Annotated in this window: 11 protein-coding genes; 5 read left to right on the top strand and 6 right to left on the bottom strand. The window is 61.7% G+C overall.

Translation table 11 applies throughout. The features are described 5' to 3' along the window. Positions 1–206: 206 nt before the first annotated feature. Complete coding sequence (locus FJ319_07755) at positions 207–731, bottom strand: hypothetical protein (GenBank protein ID MBM3934181.1); 525 nt, start codon at positions 729–731, stop codon at positions 207–209. Positions 732–1,172: 441 nt separating this feature from the next. Between FJ319_07755 and FJ319_07760 the strand changes: the two genes are divergently transcribed. Continuing rightward, positions 1,173–1,493, top strand: coding sequence for an RNA-binding protein (locus FJ319_07760; protein ID MBM3934182.1), 321 nt, complete (start codon positions 1,173–1,175; stop codon positions 1,491–1,493). Between the two features lie 80 nt (positions 1,494–1,573). Here FJ319_07760 and FJ319_07765 read toward each other — a convergent pair whose 3' ends face one another. The 3 genes from FJ319_07765 to FJ319_07775 all read right to left on the bottom strand — a co-directional run bounded on the left by FJ319_07765 (position 1,574) and on the right by FJ319_07775 (position 3,843). After that, on the bottom strand, positions 1,574–2,059 hold the full coding sequence (locus FJ319_07765) for a response regulator (GenBank protein MBM3934183.1): 486 nt from the start codon (positions 2,057–2,059) through the stop codon (positions 1,574–1,576). Then, on the bottom strand, positions 1,923–2,711 hold the full coding sequence (locus FJ319_07770; protein MBM3934184.1) for a HAMP domain-containing histidine kinase: 789 nt from the start codon (positions 2,709–2,711) through the stop codon (positions 1,923–1,925). Before FJ319_07770 ends, FJ319_07765 begins: the two co-directional genes overlap by 137 nt. Positions 2,712–2,859: 148 nt before the next feature. Further along, on the bottom strand, positions 2,860–3,843 hold the full coding sequence (locus FJ319_07775; GenBank protein ID MBM3934185.1) for a class I SAM-dependent methyltransferase: 984 nt from the start codon (positions 3,841–3,843) through the stop codon (positions 2,860–2,862). 176 nt (positions 3,844–4,019) lie between these two features. Between FJ319_07775 and FJ319_07780 the strand changes: the two genes are divergently transcribed. Beyond that, positions 4,020–8,183, top strand: coding sequence for an FtsX-like permease family protein (locus FJ319_07780; protein ID MBM3934186.1), 4,164 nt, complete (start codon positions 4,020–4,022; stop codon positions 8,181–8,183). A gap of 105 nt (positions 8,184–8,288) precedes the next feature. Then, positions 8,289–11,699 carry an ABC transporter permease gene (locus tag FJ319_07785; protein ID MBM3934187.1) on the top strand — a complete coding sequence of 1,137 codons (3,411 nt, stop codon included), beginning with the start codon at positions 8,289–8,291 and terminating at the stop codon, positions 11,697–11,699. Positions 11,700–11,704: 5 nt separating this feature from the next. Here the strand turns inward: FJ319_07785 and FJ319_07790 are convergent, their stop codons facing one another. After that, positions 11,705–13,237, bottom strand: a complete 1,533-nt coding sequence (locus FJ319_07790; GenBank protein MBM3934188.1) for an ATP-grasp domain-containing protein — start codon at positions 13,235–13,237, stop codon at positions 11,705–11,707. A 351-nt stretch (positions 13,238–13,588) separates the two neighbouring features. On the opposite strand from FJ319_07790, the gene FJ319_07795 reads away from it, so the two are divergent. Further along, a complete protein-coding gene (locus FJ319_07795) occupies positions 13,589–14,041 on the top strand; it encodes a hypothetical protein (GenBank protein MBM3934189.1) in 453 nt (150 codons plus the stop codon). Positions 14,042–14,986: 945 nt separating this feature from the next. Here FJ319_07795 and ppsA read toward each other — a convergent pair. Then, entirely contained in the window at positions 14,987–17,278 is a 2,292-nt protein-coding gene (gene ppsA / locus FJ319_07800; protein MBM3934190.1) for a phosphoenolpyruvate synthase, read from the bottom strand. Between the two features lie 667 nt (positions 17,279–17,945). Here ppsA and FJ319_07805 point away from each other — a divergent pair. Next, entirely contained in the window at positions 17,946–19,130 is a 1,185-nt protein-coding gene (locus FJ319_07805; GenBank protein ID MBM3934191.1) for a diphosphate--fructose-6-phosphate 1-phosphotransferase, read from the top strand. Positions 19,131–19,155 lie beyond the last annotated feature (25 nt).

The raw sequence follows: 19,155 nt of genomic DNA on the forward strand, positions 1-19,155 counted from the left end.
CAAGACTTGCTTTTGAGACATCGATACCGATAAATGTACTCTGACTGGCCATGATGTCCCTTTCTGTCCCTACCTTGCGGAAGCGAGCTGTCACTAATGACGCTCAGGCAACTGTTCGGGATCTGTAAGGTGATTTGCGCGGCGGCCTCGCTGAAGGACGGTCTCGACAATGTCGGACCAAGGCCTGATCGGCCTGCCGCGCTATCTCACATTTTATACATCAGCCAGTCTCTTTTTATCTTACAAGGCACGGACCTCAGAGCGGCCTCGTTCATGCGGTTGAGATCGGCCGCCATCCCCGGCGCGCCCAGCTCCGTGGACTTTATGCCGGCGGCCATCTGCTCCATCTGCGCTTCCATGGAGAGGAAGCTGCGCGCCTCGAGCCTCTGGCCAAGGTCGTCGGGCGTTGTGCCGGGCCCGGTCCACCAAAACATGAACGGCGCATTGCGTTCCCTGAACCAGGAAATCGCCTCGTCTATGGCGGAGTCGGCCTCTTCATCGGACAGGCGGGAACGCCATACACCCTTGTACATGGGGTTGGTGGGCGGGCACAGGTGGTAGGCCAGCCGCGGCGTCTCAACGATCTCGCTCCCGGGCTGGGTGGCCATAGCGCGGAAGAGGGCGAAGAGGTTCTCGTCCACTGCGGCGCCGAGCTCGCGGTATGTTGCGTTCATTATCGGGTTATCGCCTTCCAATTGCACCACCTCGGGCTGCTCCCATCGTGCTCCCATCTTCTCTGATTTTCTCACAGTGCGGCAAGCGTGCCGCAGGTGCGTTGACGCTTCTCCCGGGACCGGTCCCCCCTGCCGCCGGAGGACCAGGGCGTTGAGTAGCGCCTGTGCCTGGAACGGGCGGCTTAACGTTTTGATACCTGATTCCGGACCGGACATAGCGAATATCGTAAACACTCGGACTCTCAGGCATGGCGACGAAGAAAGCGTTCAAACCACCCTTTAGCTTGATATCATAGGCTTGGAGAGGTAGTTTGCGCGGGATGAAGTACCCCCCCCCTTTCCTACCGCGAGAAAAGCTGGTATATTCTCCGTGACTCCAGAATCGAGTTTACGCAATTGTCCTGATTCCGGCCTTTTTGTGAACCTTTCAGCCGTGAAGCTCATGCGACGCTTGCAGACGTTCGATACGGAGAATTCAGTGGCAACCAGGAGCGCCGCATGAAGATCTACGTTGGCAATCTTTCATTCTCTGAGACGGACGACTCGCTGAGGCAGACCTTCAGCCAGTTCGGCGAGGTAGTCTCTGCGAGGGTCGTGACCGATCGCGAGACCAACCGGTCGCGAGGGTTCGGCTTTGTGGAGATGTCGAACGACGCCGAGGCGAAGGCCGCGATCGCGGACCTGAACGGCAAGGAAATCAAGGGCCGGCAGCTGACGGTCAACGAGGCCAAGCCCCAGGAGCCCCGCACCGGCGGTGGCGGCGGCCGCGGGTTCGGCGGCGGCGGCGGCGGTTTTGGCGGCGGCGCCCCGCGCAGGTAGTACCGCTCAGCGGAATTGAATAGAAAAGCACGCGGCCCCGATGGGAATCGGGGCCGCGTGTGTTTTTTCGGACGGTCCGGCTAGCCCAGGACGGACTTGAGGAAGTCCATAATCTCCTCTATGGAGAATGGCTTGCCCATGATCCTGTCTGCGCCAAGAGACCGAGCGCGGTCCAGGATACGTCCCTCGGCGGTGCCGCTGAGAACGACCGTGGAAACTCCAGGGTACTCCTTGGCCTTGCGCAACACTTCCAGCCCGTCTTCGGGGCCAAGGTTCACGTCCAGGATGACAACAGGGGGCCGCGCGGCGTCCAGGGCCGCAATGGCGTCCGCCACGTTGGTGGCGGTGATCACTCGGTAGCCGCGACCGGAGATTACCCTGGACACAATCTTGAGCATGGCCGTGTTATCGTCCACCACCAGGACGGGCCTATTCGCCTCGTCCGCCCTTTCGGGGGGCGGCAGGCGAAGGCGATTGAGAATCATCACCCTCCAGGCCCGGCAAGGTGAATGTGAATGCTGCGCCCTTCCCCTCACCCGCGCTCTCCGCCCGTATCTTCCCGCCATGCGCCTCGATTATCCCCTTCGAGATCACCAGCCCCAGCCCGGTGCCTTCGACGCGCGTGTTGAGACGAGAAAACTTCCTGAAGAGCCTGTCCTGCATCTCCGGCGGTATACCCATGCCGTGGTCCGACACCTTGACCGCAACGGCCCCGGCGCGGTACTCGACCTCAACGCGAATCTCTCCTTCCGGCGGAGAGAACTTGTTGGCGTTCGAAAGCAGGTTGGTCAGCACCTGCAATATCCGGCACCTGTCAGCGCTTACCAGAGGAAGGCTGCTGGGGCAAAGGAGCTCCAGCTTTCGCCGGTTGCCGGTCGAGCGGCGGAAGATGGCTATTGCCTCCTCCGCCGTCAGGCACAGGTCGAGCGGCTCGGACCTCACGGCCAGGTGGCCGGACTCTACGGCCGATATGTCCAGCAGGTTGTCCAGAAGCTCCTTCATCCGGGAGACCTGCTCGGAGACGACCTCCCGAAGCTCATCGGCATCGGCGACATCCAGCGGCTGCCCGGCGCGAAGGATGGTTTCCGCCGTGGCCTTGATGACCGCCAGGGGCGAACGGAGCTCGTGGCTCACCATACCTAGGAACTCGTGCCGCGAGCGCTCCATGTCTTCCAGGACTGTGATGTCCTGGACGGAAACGACCGCTCCGTCAATCACCAGCAGGGAAATGCCGATTCCAGATTTCTAGTCAGCGCCCCCTGTCCGGCACCTGGAATGTCTTCTTGCCGATGCGGACCTCTTTCATCGGCCGGGAGCGCGGGCGTTCCTCAGAGGGCTGCTGATCGCGAGTCCGTCCCTGCGAGCGCTAGCTCCTGGGTCCGGACGGAGGACGGCGGTCCTGGGCCACCGGCTTGCGGGCCTCGCGGCCGACGCGGCGCTCACGTGGCTCTGCAGCGGACACTTTGACGGCGCGCACGGCCAGGAAGAGAGGGAATTCGTCGCGAGAATGGTTTTCCGCGTCTGCACGGGGGCCGGAGTCGCTGCGCTTGTGGGAAGTCCACCCCTCCATGGCATTCGTCCACAGGCCGGCGGCGCCCATCATTGTGACGTATGCCTCTACCGGCCGGTGGTAAGTCCACGTCTGCTTTTCGGACGGCCTCTTGAAAGGACGCATATCTATGGGGATGCGGAGTGGAGAGAGGTACCTGTCCACCGTGCGGACCTGCAGGCTGCGCTGCTCGTCCCAGAGCCAGCCGGACTGCCTCGGTATCCGGAAAGCGGGGTGGGAGATGACCATGAAGAAGCGGCCCCCCGGCTTCAGGAGGCGGGCGCACTCCGCGAACATGGGCTCCACGGGGTCGATGTTCTGGGCCGACATTACCGATACAATCGCGTCGAACGGGCCGGCATCGAGCTTTTTCAGGTCGCGGGCGTCGCCCACGTGGTAAGTGATTTCGGAGGGTGAGCGGCGGCGGGCGATTTCTATGAGCTGGGGTGAGATGTCCACGCCCGTCACATCCGCGCCCAGCCTGTAGAGGGTGTTGCTCACCGCGCCCTGGCCACATGCGATATCCAGGACTGCTTCGCCCGGCTTGAGGGCAAGCAGCTTCACCACGCCCGGGATGATGACGGACTGGTGGAAGTCCGAGCCCTTTTCGCCCACCATGGAGTCGTACCATTCAGCGACGTGGTCCCAGGAGCCCTCCACGGCGTCGGCGCGCTCCGGCGGGGCAAAACGCCGGCTGCCGCGGCGAGTGCGGACATCGCCTCGCGCGGCCCCTGCAGGACGTCGCTGGGCGTGCGGTCGCGCCTGGGAGTTGCCGTGCCTGGACTGTGGGAGATCTGTCATGTTCTGCTACCTCCTGATAACCCGTTCTTATGGTACTACGTTTTCAAAGTCGTCCCCACTTTCTTTGGGCGAGCGCGCCCCTTTCTTGCATTGATTGCGGTCCTTCTGGCATACAGGCCGAATATGTTGTAGATTTAGGACTCGCGGATTCTATTTCGTCCACGCTTCGTCCGAATATGCGCCAACTTACAATTCCAAACCTGGTCCGAAAAAGAATCGCCGACGACTGGAAGCTCCTCGTTGCAGTCTTCGCAGGGGTCCTGGTTGCCGTCACACTAGCCGCAGGCACACCGGTATACCTGACCGCGCTCGATCAACTCGCCTACCAGACCTCGATTAACAGGCTGGACAACGCCAACGTTGAAGTGACGGGCGGGAAAGTTATCACGTCCGAGACTTCGCTGCGCGGGGCCGAGGGCGTGCTGGACGCCGCCGTCTCGGAGAACATTGAGGACGTTTACACAGGCCGAGAGGAGTTCTTCCGGACGGAGACGGGCCTCACTGGCACGCCAGCCAACCCGCTGCCCCCGGGCAACGGCAAGGGCATTGTTGTCGGCCGCGGATACGTACAGTCCCTGACAAACCTGGAGCAACACTCGCGGTTCCTGGCCGGGCAGATGTCCGGCGACGAGGTGCTGCAGGACGACTTCGGGTGGACGATTGAGGCGGTTGTATACGCGGAGACCGCGGTCAAGTTCGGCCTCAGGGTCAACGACGAAGTCCGGTTCTCCCCTTCCCTCTCTTCCAACCAGACAATCAAGGCGAAAATCACAGGCGTCTTCGAGCCTCTCTCCCCCACCCCACCCGTGTGGCAGGCCGGCGCCTCCCTCCTGAGTCCCCAGCCGTTGCCCGCGCCGACCGAGATCTTCGTGCAGGTCGAGCCCGGGGAGCCGCCCATCACGGTCTTCGCGACGCAGCGGGTGATGGACCGGGTCTTCGAGGAGTGGGCGGTATTCACGGCCGTCGGCGGCGAGCAGTACGTCCAGAGCAACCCCTATCTTGCAGGCACGCCTTCCCGGCCGCTGCCGGCAGCGACGGGCGAGGGAGTGTATGCCCTCGTCGGCCACCTGCACTACCTTTCCAACCTTGGCGACCACATCAGGCTGCGCGAAGGGCGGATGGCAACCGACAGGGTTGAGATGGACCCGAACGGCCCGTTCATCGAGACGGTGCTGTACCACACCGGAGCGGCCAGGCGCGAGCTCAAGCTGGGCGAGCAGGTGATATTCGCCTCCTCGCTGGGGGCCAACCGGTACATCAAGGCAACGGTCGTCGGCATCATGGAGCCGGACGATGTAAACACGCCGTACTGGAGCCGGGCGAGGGCGTTCCTGGACCCTCCTCCGGCAAGCGACAAGCCGACGCTGGCGCAGGACGGCGACCGCTCGCCTTTACCCCTGTTCGTCACCCGGCACACGCTCTTTGAGTCCATATCGTCTGTCTACCCGGGCATGCTGGGACAGCCGACCTGGGTGCTGTACCTGGACAAGGACACGATGAAGGTGTGGCCGACCACTGAGGCGCGCGCTCGGCTGCGGGCGTTTGAGCAGGCGATGATGGAGTCCGTGCCGGGCTCGCAGACCAACGTTGCACTGGTTCGGTCGCTCACGCGCGAGGGCGAGCGACAGAGCCTCTTCGCCCGCATCCCAATGCTGTTGCTTCTCACCGTCACGGTCTTCACCGTGCTCTTCCTGCTCAGCGTAGTGATCTCGTACCTGGTTGAGAGCCGGCAGAGCGGCACCGCCTTGCTGCGCTCCCGCGGGGTAAGCGGAAGACAGCTCCTCGTCCTGTACCTGGCGGAGGGGCTTCTTATTACTGCGCCCTCGATGGTCCTGGCGCCGGTTCTCGCCATTGCCGCGGTGGCGCTGGCGGGGTATCTACCGTACTTCAGCGATATGACGGGTGGCGGAATTCTGCCTATCGTCCTGGAGCCAGAGCCCTTCGTCGTGAGCTTCGGGTTGGGTATGGCGTGCCTGGCCACTTTCGTGTTGATGGGCCTGTCCGGCACGCGCGGCGGCCTCCTTGCGCACAAGCTGCGCCAGGCGAGGCCCCTGTCGCTCCCCCTGTTCCAGCGGTACTACCTGGACGTGGCGCTGATCGTGATCGGCGGCCTCATCTTCTGGGAGCTGCGCGAGCGCGGACAGTTCGCGTCAGGCGGGCTGTTCACGGATATCAAGGTCAACGAGCCGCTGCTCCTTGCGCCGGTGCTGTTCCTGCTTGTGGTCGCGCTGCTATTCATGCGCTTCTTCCCCATGATCGTCCGGTTCGTGGCCGGGGAGTCGACGTCGATAGTCCACCTTGTCGCCGTTGCCTCCGCAGTAGCGCTGGCAGTCGGCATCACTGTGGAGGAGCGAAATGCCGGGGATGTTACGGCGTGGCTATGGCCGGTGTTGTGCCTGGCAGCATTCCTTGCGGCCTATGGGGCCACGCAGAACGCGGAGAAGCCGGTGGCAAGGCTGCTGGGAATCGCCTCGCAGGCGGCGCTCCTGGCGCTGGTGGCGGTGATGAGGCGACCGCTTGACCTGACCGGCCCCATGGTGTTCGCTTTCGGCGGATTGACGGCCGTAGCGCCGCTGCAGCTTTTCTTCATGGCGCAGCGCGAGCTCATGAAGGTGGCGCCGGTATTCCTCTCCATGGGTCTCTGGAGAATGGCGCGCAACCCCATGCAGTACACGTGGTTCATCCTCATACTGGTGCTTGCGACCGGACTGGGGATCCTCTCCACAACCGTCGGGGGCACGCTCGAGCGCAGCCGCGAAGACCGTGTGAGGTACGAGACACCGTCCGACCTCTATGCGAAATTCAGCGAATTCGGCGTCATTGGAGGCATCCCAGCGGTGCGAGAGAACTTCGACAGCACTCCCGGGATCAACAAGTACTCTCTGGCCCTGAGGCAGCCCGTGGACATCGGCACGACGCGCGCGGACCTCCTCGCCGTGGATACGAGGACATTCGCGGACACCACCTGGTACCGGAGCGACTTCGCGGACCGCAGCCTGAAGGACATGATGGAGGACCTGCACCCCTCGGAGGGCTTCAGGCCGATACCTATACCTGTGAACGCCAGCAGCACGATCGGCCTGTGGGTGAAGCCGATTGACTACCTGCCGTTCGTCACGGTCATGGCGCAGGTGGCCGACAGATACGGAGCTATGACCTCGGTTTTCATCGGCCGGCTCAGCTCCGGGGAGTGGCACGAGCTGTCCACCCAGATACCCGAGCACATTGCCCAGCCCAGGACGCTCGTCTCCATACAGGTCTACGAAGAGGGCGCCTCCGGCCAGTCCGGCGAGGGCGGCGTGCCTGTGACGCCGGGCACGGTGCTCTTCGACGACGTATTCGTAACGACCGAGGATGGCCGGCGGATCGTGCTGGAGGACTTCGAAGGGCCGTTCAAGTGGACACCGATCTACACGTGGGCCGACCTCACGGAAAGGGTAACGGCCGAGACAGCGGACGTGCACAGCGGGCAGGGCGCGCTTCGCTTCTCGTTCACCAACCTCACAGCCAGAGGGCTGCGCGGCTTCTACGTGAAGCCGGCGGACTTCCCCATGCCGGTACTTGTATCCTCCCGGCTGGCGGAGGCGAACGGCTACAAAGTGGGCGACACCGTCACGGCGCGCATCAACCTTAGGTGGATGCCCGTAGTCATCAAGGACATTGTGGACTACTTCCCCACAGTCGCGCCGACAAGCGCCGGATTCATGGTTGCCGACATTAACGCCGTGATGGGCCACATGAACAACCTGATGGACTTTTACAACGAGAGGCCGCACGAGGCTTTCATTGAAGCCGACCCGACGATGCATGAGTCCATCACATCGGCTATCAACGAATTCACAACACGGACGGGCGGCGTGTCGGACGCTACGGCGGAGCTGGAATCGTTGCGGAGCGACCCGCTGACCATCGCCGGATGGGAGCCGCTGGCGCTGCTGGCGCCCCTCATAGGGCTTCTGGCCGCCGCGGTTGGATATGTGACCTACCTTCTCCTTTTCGCCAAGCGGAGCGGAAAAGAGATGGGCTCACTGCGGTTCGTGGGACTTTCACGGGGACAGCTTGCGAGCCTCCTGGGGTTTGAGCACCTGGCAGTCGCGGCGATCGGCCTGGGGATTGGCACCTGGGCTGGAATGCAGATGAGCCGGATGATGGTATCGCCGCTGGCCGTCACTGAGAACGGCGACCCGTTGCTGCCGCCGTTTATCCTCACGACAGACATGGCGGCGCTATCGCTCACCTATGTGGCGCTGGCGGCGCTATTCCTGGCGGCGGTGTTCCTGCTGAATCGTGGCATCGGCCGCCTGAGCCTGATATCGATAGCCAGAGGCGGGGAAGTGTAGGAAATTACGAATTACAAATTACAAGTTACAAGTTACAAGTCAGAAAGGCAGGCCGCTTAACTGTTTTCAATTCGTAATTCGTAATTTGTTATTCTCAGAGTGCTTATGAAGAGATTTCAGCACAACTTAAGGTTGGCGGTTAACCGGCTCATCTCGGCCTGGCAGCTTGTCGTCAAGCGCGGCGTGGCGCACTGGCGGATGCTCATGTACGTGATGGTGGGCGTTCTGTTGGCATCCGCGATACTCTCAGGGACGGTTATCTACTTCGACGCTCTGAAGGACCTGGCGCTCAAGAATGCCCTGGGCAGGTACGACGACAGAAGTCTCGACATCCTGTTCACCAACCGCCAGCTCCCTACCAGCCCCGAGCTCTACGCGGAAACGTCCGGGACGCTTGAAGCCGAGGCAGGATACCGCATCGGCTGGATGGCCCGCTCGACCTATCGCGCGGGAAAGTCGCCGACGATGTTCCTTGGGACGCCGGGCCGTGAAGCGGAGGCAGGGAGCGACAATGCCCGGACCTTCGTGGCCTTCCTGCCGGAGCTCATGGACAACGTGTCGCTTCCGGCGGGCAGCGTGCGGCCGCTGGACGAGGGCGTGGGGGCGCCGGGAGGGCCGGTGGAGGTGGAGGCGCTGGTGCCGGCGGACGCGGCGGCGCAGTTCGGCGTGAAGGTGGGCGACCGGTTTGTGGCGAAGCCCACGTGGTCGGAGCGCATCGTGAACCCGGACGGCTCGATTGGGACGAGCGACGCGGTGCTGTACGTCACCGTGAGCGGGATGTTCGAGCGGGGTGACAACGCGGAGTTCAACTACCTGGAGCAGCAGACGCTGCAGGCTTCGATAGGGTCCGGGTTTCGCTCTCTCCCGTTCTATGTGACCCAGAACGCCTTCTTTAACGTGATAACGCCGGCGTTCAAGAACATGCAGGTAACCTACCACTGGCTTTCGGACATCGACCAGTCGAAAGTTGACGCGACGAACTCCAGCCTTACCGTTCTACATATCGATACCATGGGCCGCAACCTGGCGGGAAACCTGCTCGGGTTCTCGTACTCGACCGACCTGGACAACGCGCTGCGGGACTACGACCAGAGGATCTTCTTCAGCCGACTGCCCATGTTCGTTGTGCTGGCGATGATAGCGCTGGTGGTGCTGTTCTACGTTGCGACGATGTCCGCGCTTGTAGTCGAGACGCAGCGCAGCGAAGTGGCGCTGATGCGGAGCCGCGGCTCCAACTCCGCCCAGATACACACTGTGTTCGGGCTAGAGGGCGCGACAATTGCCCTGGTGGCGATCGTAATCGCCCCGCCGTTCGCGGCGCTGACGATTGGCCTGCTGGGTTATACGCCGGTGTTCAGCGACCTTACCGGAGGGTCGCAGCTCGAGGTGGGCATATCGCGAACGGCGTACCTGCTGAGCGCGCTCGGCGGGCTGCTGAGCTTCGCGGCGCTCATGGTCCCTGCCTGGCAGGCCGCGCGGATCGGCCTTGTACAGCAGCGCCAGTTCTCGGCGCGCCCGGCATCGAAGCCGTTCTACCAGCGGTACTACATAGATGTCCTGCTGCTGGTGGTAAGCGTGCTGCTGTTCCGTCAGCTTACGGAGCAGGGCTCCATTGTGGCGCGGGACCAGCTCGGACAGGAGACGGTTGACCAGCTCCTGCTGGCGGTGCCCGGGCTAGTGCTCATCGCGACGGCGATGATACTGCTGCGCCTGTTCCCGCTGGCGATGAACCTGGTAAGCAAGGTAACGTCTGCATGGCTGCCGACCGGGCTGGTGCTGAGTGTGTGGCAGATGTCGCGCGAGCCGACGCACTACGCGAGGCTTTCACTGCTGCTGATTCTGACGGCAGGGCTGGGCATATTCGCTGCTAGCTTTGGGGTGACGCTGGACCGCAATGTGACGGAGAGGATACTCTTCCTGACCGGCAGCGAGATACGCATGGACAGCGTGCGGCCGGCTTCGGGGACGGGGCCGGCGGCCGAGCCGGCGGAGGCCTTCAGCCAGGCGCCGGGGGTGACGGCCGCGAGCGCTGTCACGCGGACGCCGGGACAGGATGTGACGTTCGACGGCGGGACGAACTTCGAGCTCCTTGCGGTGGACACGGACACCTTCGTCGACGTGGTGTGGTTCAGGGACGATTTCGCGCCGCGACCACTGCCGGAGCTGCTGCGTTCCCTGAAGGTTCCCAATGCGACGGCGATAACCGGACTCCGGCTACCGGACGATGCCACTTCGATACTTCTACGATTGAAGGCAGACAGGCTCCAGCCCACTGTCTCCGTGAACGTCAGGCTCCAGAACGGCCACGGCCAGTTCACAGACGTGGAGCTTGGCCGGCTCAACGATGCGGAGCCCTTCACAATGGAGAAGGCGCTCAACGAAGGCGCGATACAGCAGTTCGCGGCGACGCGGCCGCTGCACGTCGTTTCCGTGTACGTACAGGAGGCGACTCTCGGGCAGATCAGGCCGGGATCCGTCCTCATAGACAGCCTGGGCGTGAAGCGCTCCAACGGGCAGACGGTGGTCCTGGACGAGTTCGACGACGCGGCGCGGTGGAACCTGCTGCAAACGACCAGCGAGGCCCTTGGCGATTCGTCCAGGCCGGCAGGTGAAGTGCTGGCGAATGCCCCGGCAGACGGGACGGTCTTTTTCTGGACAACCGGCGCGCCGATGACGCCGCGCGGCATCTACTTCGGTGAGAAGCCCTCTCCCCTGTCCGTGCTGGCAAGCAAGGCGTTCGCGGAGGCGTCCGGCCACGGCGATGGCGATGAGTTCACGATCTCCATATCAGGCGCCAGGGTGCCGGCGAGGATCGTAGGCACCCTGGACCTGTTTCCCACTACGGGGGGGCCGGAGCGGCGCTACGTTGTTGCTGACCGTGCCGCGGTAAAACGGTACGTGACTATCGGCTCGGCGACGGGCGACATCTCGCAAATGGAGGTGTGGGTGGACACGCCGGCAACGGGCGAGGATCGCGAGGCCCTGATCGCGGCGCTGTTCCAGGCCCCGGGCTACACGGCGTCTCAGGTCGTTGACCGTGCAGAGCGGCTGGCGGCGAACGACGCGTCGGTAGACCCGCTGGTAGAGGCCGGCTGGAGCGCGCTGCTCGTGATCGCGTTCGGGACCGTGCTTGTCCTGAGCTGCCTGGGCTTCCTGGTGCACGCATATGTCTCATTCCGGAACAGGCGCGTCCACTTTGGCCTTATGCGGACCGTGGGCCTCTCGATGGGGCAGCTAATGACGGCCATCTGGGTGGAACAGGTGCTTGTGGTCGCAGTGGGGCTGGCGCTGGGGACGTGGATGGGCGGGCGGCTGGGGGCAACGATCATGCCGTTCCTGGGCCACGACGACTGGGGAGGGCGCGTTGTGCCGCCGTTCGCCGTTGAAGTGAACTGGCAGGCCCTGCTTGTCACCTATGGTGTGATGATGGTGTTCTTCGTCGTCGTCAGCCTGGGGCTGATGGTGCTCATTCGCCAGATATCGCTCCAGAAGGCGCTCAGGCTGGGAGAGGGTTAACGCTACTACCAGCGCCGAGCTGGGCCGCGGCCGGCCATCTGGTCCATCATGCCCGCGGTCTTCCATGCGCTCGGGCTGAAGCCATGCGCCTCCCAGGTGCCGTTGCGAGAGGCCTCCCGGGCCGAGAGCGCAGCTACAGCAATAGCGGCCGCCAGCGCCTTGTCCCTACCCTCCTGCGCCGCCTCCGCAGCCTTCTTCTCAGCGTTCAACAGCGTAGAGACCAGCCACGTGTCGTACTTCCCGCTCGTAAAGTCCTCGGATGCCACTACCTTCTTCAGGAAGGGCACGTTGGTCTGCACGCCCTCGATCTGCAGCTCGTTCAATGCCGCGGCCAGGCGGAGGCGCGCGTCCTCGCGGTTCTCCCCCCAGCACATCAGCTTGCCCAGGAGAGAGTCGTAGTGGACGCCGACCTGGTAGCCCTCATAAATGTAGGTGTCCAGGCGCACCTTGTCGGAAAGCGCAGGCAGATTGAGGCGGCTGATGCGACCGGCGGAGGGGAGGAAGTTCACTGGGTCCTCCGCGTTGATGCGGGCCTCCATTGCGAATCCGTGGGCCTCTATGCCCTTCCGGGTGAACGGCAGGGCTTCGCCCGAGGCTATGCGGAGCTGCATCTCTACTATGTCTATGCCGGTGATCATCTCAGTGATGCCGTGCTCCACCTGCAGGCGCTTGTTCATCTCCAGGAAGTAGATATCGCCTTCGGGTGACACCATGAATTCCACGGTGCCCGCGTTGGTGTACTTGATGTGCTTGGCCAGCTTGATCGCGTACCCGGTGATCTCCTTGCGCAGGTTGGCATCCAGCTTTACCGAGGGCGCAACCTCAATGATCTTCTGGTTACGGCGCTGCACGGAGCAGTCGCGTTCGAGCATGTGCACGTAATGGCGCTTCTCGTCCGCCAGGACCTGCACTTCAATGTGGGAGGCATGCTCCAGGTAGCGCTCGAAGTAGAGGCTGGCGCTGCCGAAGGCGCTCTTGGCCACGTTCCGGCCCATTTCGATTATGGGCTTTAGCTGCTCCGGGCTGCGGACGATGTGCATGCCTATTCCGCCGCCGCCGCTGGCCGCCTTGACCATGAGGGGATAGCCGATCTCCTTGGCGCGCTTCAGCGCCTGCTTATCGCTGACGGCAGAGTTTGTGCCGTCGATGATGGGCAGGCCTATCTGCTTGGCAAGCTGGCGCACCTGGATCTTGTCGCCCATGGTCTGCAGCGCTTCGGGAGAGGGGCCGATGAACTTGATGCCGGCGTCTCGGCAGGCGATCGCGAAGGCGGAGTTCTCGGAGAGAAAGCCATATCCGGGGTGGATGCCCTCCGCGCCGGCCTTCTGCGCGGCTTCTATGGCAGCCTTGATGTTCAGGTAGGACTTCATTGGGGAAGCCGGGCCGATGCAGACTGCCTCGTCCGCCATGCGGACGTGCGGCGTCTCGAGGTCGGCCTCGGAGTAGACCGCCACCGTCTTCACGCCCATCTTCTGGCACGTGCGGATAATTCGGCACGCGATCTCGCCCCGGTTGGCAATCAGAATCTTGCTGAACATCTTCCCCTCTTTCCCAGACTGGTTAACCCTCACCAAAACGGCCCTGACTATGATAGCAGTTGACTGTAGGTGGATGGTAGCCGGGGACTGAGGACGAGTCCGTTTGGACGATAGCAAGACGAGGCACATGCGCACCATCGCCCGTTTCGCCAATGAAAGTAAGCCGTTTGTGTAGTCGGTTGTGGCGCAGGTGATTGTCTTAAGGGGCGTACAGGCGGCGAACTTACATCTTTAGGCTGTTACAAGGGATGGCTGGGGAGGCAGCGACGCCGGCCGTCCCTCCACAATACCAGCTATGTAACAGCCCCGTGGGCGAGGCCCGGGGTAAGGGAAGGATGGAGGGGGAACTCGATGACTTCCGCAAGCGCGCTCCGGTCGGTGGTCTGCGCCGGCAAGTCGTGGACGGCAAGAGGGATGCTCGTGATGGCGGCCTGCACGCTGTTTCTGGCGGCGAGCCCGTGGCAGGCCCAGGCTGCACCCACGCAACTGATTGCAAACGGTGAAACATGGAGGTACTTCAAAGGCACGACCGAGCCTCCCGCCGACTGGAAAGAGGTGGGCTTCAACGACGCCGTGTGGCTATTGGGACCGAGCGGCTTCGGATACGGCGACAACGACGATGCAACCATCCTGAAGGACATGCGTAACGGCTACGTGAGCCTCTATGTAAGGAAGTCCCTTTTCGTTGCCAATCCTTCGACCGTAACCTATCTCACGCACAACGTCGGCAATGACATTGGGGGCGGGGTGTATTTTGGAATCAGATTTTCCCATGTGATGGCCTACTTATGTAGTAGCCTTTGAGCGCCTTCATTATCCCGCTCGTGGGCAAACGCATGAAGCGCCTCAGGTAGTTTCTTGTCAGGAAAGAACCGTATGGCAAGTTCCGTGTTCGTCATGTCCTTTGCCGGCTTCTTTTTATCGAGCATGGGATCCTACAAATGACTCAGAACCGCAAACGCCAGCCCGCATCCAAGCACCACATGAATCTTGTGGAGTTGACGGAGGAGTACAACTGCGACGATATGTGCTGAGACGAAATGGTTGAATTGCGCCGGCCGAACGGTGTTGCTTGTGTCCGGTACAGGGGAACGCAAATTCGGAATTCCTACATTCAAATGACGTTCTATTGCGGCTCATGCGGAGATGAGTTCTAAGCCACTATCGGCACCATGCTCCAGAATTCGTATTTGCATTTGAACGTCTGGATTCTGGCAACTCAATTGGCTATCGTGACTTTAAGTTTTTTGGCTTTGTCTTCCATTTCACAGAGAGACTTTATGGCCTTGTCACGCTCTTCTTCTATTCGAGAGACTTTCTCGTAGTTAGCACATAGAAAAGCGTGAAGCGCCGAGAAGCATATATGCATCCAAGCCCACCGCAACGCAAAACCGAGCCATTAGTTGGCAACCCACGCACCCATGGGAAAATTGAGTGAGATACTGACTGAAAGCACCACCAGCACACTGATTACCAGCATGTTCGACAACCGGTCCAATGCCGATTCCAAGTCAGTGGGTAAGTTACGGAACATTCACCCGTAGAATGTGAGAATGCTCAAGAACTCTGGCGTTCCCAACCACTACCATAATGTCTTGGCAAATTGCACAACCCATCCCAACGAATTGAGGCAATGCCGTCATTCACAGGCTGGAAAACCCCGGGGGAACATGAAGCTCCCCACTCGCCTGGTTGCGGAGGCGGCGTGGGGAGCCTGAGGTGATCGGCTGATGGGTACGATGAAAGCCGTTAGAGCTGGTTCTCGACCTTGTAGGTGGTCTCCCGTGTCTCGTCGACCATGTCAGGCGTGACTGAGACGAAGGTGATACCCCAACTGATCAGCGCCTTGACAAATTCGGGGTAGACGGAGGGCGCCTGGCCGCAAATGGAAACGGTGACGCCCCGGGACTTGCAGACCTTGACGACCCTCTCCATTGCCCGCATTACGGCGGGGTTGCATTCATCGAACGTGGACGTCGGCTTCTCGCTGTTGCGGTCCACCCCAAGGATCAACTGGGTCAGGTCGTTGCTGCCGATGGAAACGCCGTCCACGCCCAAATCGAGAAACTCCTCCAGCAGGATAACGTTGGACGGGACCTCGCACATCATCCAGAGCTTGAAGTTCTCCTGGCGCGGCAGCCCGAACTTGTCCAGGAGGTCCTTCACGCCCTTCATCTCGTCGAGCGTTCGGACGAACGGCAGCATCACCCACAGGTTCTTGTGTAACGCTCGCACGCGCTTTATCGCCTCAACCTCCATTTCCAGCAGATCGGGTTCCTGGAGATAGCGCGAGCAGCCGCGGTAGCCGATTATTGGGTTGTCTTCATGCGGCTCGTACTGCTGGCCGCCTTTCAGGTTGCGGTATTCATCCGTCTTGAAGTCCGAGAAGCGGTAGACGACCGGCCGCTCTCCGAAAGCGGAGGCGAACTTCTCAAGGCCTTCCGCCAGCCTGTCCACGTATTCGCCGCGCCTGCCGGAGTCCAGCTTAGCCCTCGGGTGCTCCCCGATGTGGGCCATCATGAACTCCGCGCGCAGAAGCCCCACACCGTCCACGTGCATGGAGGCCACACGTTCGGCGGCGTCGGGATCCGCCAGATTCACGTAGAACCTTGTGCGTGTCTTGAGCTTCTGACCGGTCTTCGCCGGACTATTGGTCTTTAGCTGAGCCGTAACATCGCCGGCGTACACCTTGCCGGTGCGGCCGTTGATGGTCACAATGGCGCCGTTAGTCAGCACCTTTGTGGCGGCGCCCGCGCCCACGATGCATGGGATGCCCATTTCGCGGCTCACTATAGCCGCGTGGCATGTCCTTCCCCCTCGGTCCGTGACGATGCCGGCTGCCCGCTTCATCGCGGGCACAAAGTCCGGGGTCGTCATCTCGGTGACGAGGACATCCCCAGTCATCACCTTGTCAATGTCGTCTGCGCTGTGGATTATCCGTACCGGTCCCGAAACCACGCCGGGGCTGGCTGGGGAGCCGGAGATAACCGCCTCGATGTCGGTTTCGTGGTCCGCCGGCGCTACATGACCATTGGTGCTCTGGAGTGTCGTGATTGGGCGGGACTGGAGCACGTAGAGATGCCCGTTGTGGAGGACCCACTCGACGTCCTGGGGGCTGCCGTAGTGCTTCTCGAGCTTCAGGCCGAGGATGGCCAGCCTGGCAAGCATGATGTCGTTAAGTTTCTGCCGTTTTTGGAGCTCGACGGGGATCTCCTCATGCTCTGTGCCGTTGCTGTACCCGTTTTGCCTTCGCCCTCGGCACATCTTCCATGACTGCTCGGCAATCTGGCGGTCAACGATGCGCTGGCTGCCGCGCTCCAGCACGTAAGTGTCCGGAGATAGCTCGCCGGATACGAGCGGCTCGCCGAGTCCGTAGATGGCCTCGATCACCATATGTGACCGGTCGTTCGTTGTTGGGTGCACGGTGAACATGACACCGGAGACGTCCGACGACACCATTTGCTGCACCGGCACGGCGATGCTGACGTCGTCGTGCCTGAAGCCATTGGTCTCCCTGTAGAAGATGGCCCTGGCCTCAAACAGGGAAGCCCAGCACCCCTGTATCGCCTTTATCACGTCCTTTATTCCTTCCACGTGAAGGAAGGTCCGCTGCTGCCCCGCGAAGGATGCGTCCTCGCCATCCTCGGCAGTGGCGGAGGAACGGACTGCAACTGTGCCTTCGCCTATTCGGCGGTAGGCCTCTTCGACCTCTCGCATGACCTGCATTGTCATGGGGGCCGAGGTAATAATGTTCTGGATTTGCAGGGCCGCGCGCTGCAGCTCCGAAAGGTTAGCGCCCGCGGACTTTGGGATGAGCCCGTCGATCGCTTCATAGAGTCGGTTGCGCTCCATGAACTCTTTGAAGGCGGACGTGGTGACGACGAATCCTGGCGGCACAGGGAATCCGGCCCTGGTCATCTCGCCGAGGCTCGCTCCCTTGCCCCCGGCTATGTCAACGTCGTCCTTGCCTACCTCGCCGAAATATACGACAATCGCCCGGTCTGTCGCTTGCGCTAAGTCCGTGTATTTTTCTCTAAGCATCCACAACTCCTCAGTGTCTTTTCGGTACTAAAATGCGCTGCGGCGTTTGTATGATGCGTGGACTCAAACCTTCATTCGCGGTTTACCTCCGGCTTTCCGAACATTTCGGAACGCACGCGGAAAAGAAATATTGTACCGGGAATCACCGAAAAAAGAGAAAAGTACCCCTGCCCTTTCACAGCGCAGGACTACGTAGCGTCGGCTGCCAGAATGCCTGGCTTTTTCGGCTCCGGTTGAACGTCTATGGGGTCAATAACATCCGGCCTTTTGCCATCCTACAAAAGGCATCGTAACGGGAGATCCCAACGACAAGGCACATCTGGGCAGATTAGCTTGGGGGGGGTACAACTTGCTTAGTCGGTCAGACTGCACACCTAAACAATAAGGCAAGTCCGGTAACTCGTCTATGCCTACCCCTGGCTGCCTTCGACGGCCTCGAGATTTTTGCGGCGGACAAGTACCATAATGGACCTGTGATGTGACGAGACTGTGACACTGCCGGGCCAAGCCGTGACAATATCGTGACGCGAGGTAGGCCTACCGGAAATGGCCCCGCGCAGGGAAACTGATCGCGCCGGCTGCCTCCTCCCCACGGGAATGTACTTGGCTCGGTGGCCTGTGGCATATTTAGAGGGGGAGAAGCTGTGACAGCTCAGGAGGTCATCCCTTGGCGGTATTGGGCAACGCTATGGTTATGCAGTCCGGAGGTAGCACGCCCGTGCTCAACAGGAGCCTGTACGGAATATTCCGCGAGGCCTGCCTTCACCGGGAAATCGGCAACATCTACGGGGCCGATCACGCCCTGGACGGCGTCATTGCCGGACGGTTATACGACCTCAGGGGCCAGTCGCGGGACGAATGGGAGGCCATAGCAGCCACCCCGGGCGCCGCTCTTGGGTCATCGCGGCGAAAGCTAAAGCCTGATGACGTCCCCGTCGTGCTGGAGCTCGTCGAGCGGCTGAATATCAGGTACTGGTTCATCATTGGAGGGAACGACTCGGCAGATACCGGCAACCGCCTGAGTATCGCAGCCAGGGACGCAGGCATCCCTCTCTCGGTGATAAACGTCCCGAAAACGATCGACAACGACCTGGTTTCGATGGACCATACGCCGGGATACGGCAGCGCGGCGCGTTTTGTGGCCATCGCAGCGATGGGTGCGGGACGGGACGCTGAGACGATGGGCCGAGAAGCGCCGATAACAGTCATTGAGGTTATGGGACGCGACGCCGGCTGGCTTGCCGCGGCAGGCGCGCTGGCCCGGCGGGAAGAGCGGGACGCCCCGCACGTGGTCTGCATCCCCGAATCGGCGGTGGATGAGGACAGGTTCGTCGAGCTCATTGAGGCCTCCTATCGCAAGAACGGCTTCGCCGTTGCTGTTGTGGCCGAGAACGCCCGCGGCAAGGACGGAGTCCTCGGCAAGAACAAGGAGCCATGGTACGTGGACGATTTCGGCCACGCGTACTACGAGGGCGCCGGCCGGCACCTGGCGTCTCTCGTTGGTATGCGGCTAAGGGTGCGGGTGAGATATGAGAAGCCCGGCACAATCCAGCGTTCAATGGCTTCAACCTATTCCACGGCGGACACCAGCGAGGCGGAAATAGCCGGGCGCGCCGCGGTTAAGGCCGCAATCGCAGGCGAGACGGGCAAGATCGTCACGCTGCTCAGGGAACAGGGGTCCGGCTATCAGTGCACCACGGGGCTCGCCCTGCTCATGGAAGTGGCAAACGCGGTCAAGAGAATGCCGGCCGAATACTATGATCCTGCGACCTGCTTTCCTACTGCGAAGTTCATCGAGTACGCAATGCCGCTCGTGGGGGAATCACTGCCCAGGTTCGGCAGAGTGAGATAGGTAGCCACGGCAGTGTCGCCAACTT

The sequence above is a fragment of the SAR202 cluster bacterium genome (genome assembly GCA_016872355.1).
In the GTDB taxonomy this organism is placed as follows: Bacteria; Chloroflexota; Dehalococcoidia; order Lucifugimonadales; family VGZY01; genus VGZY01.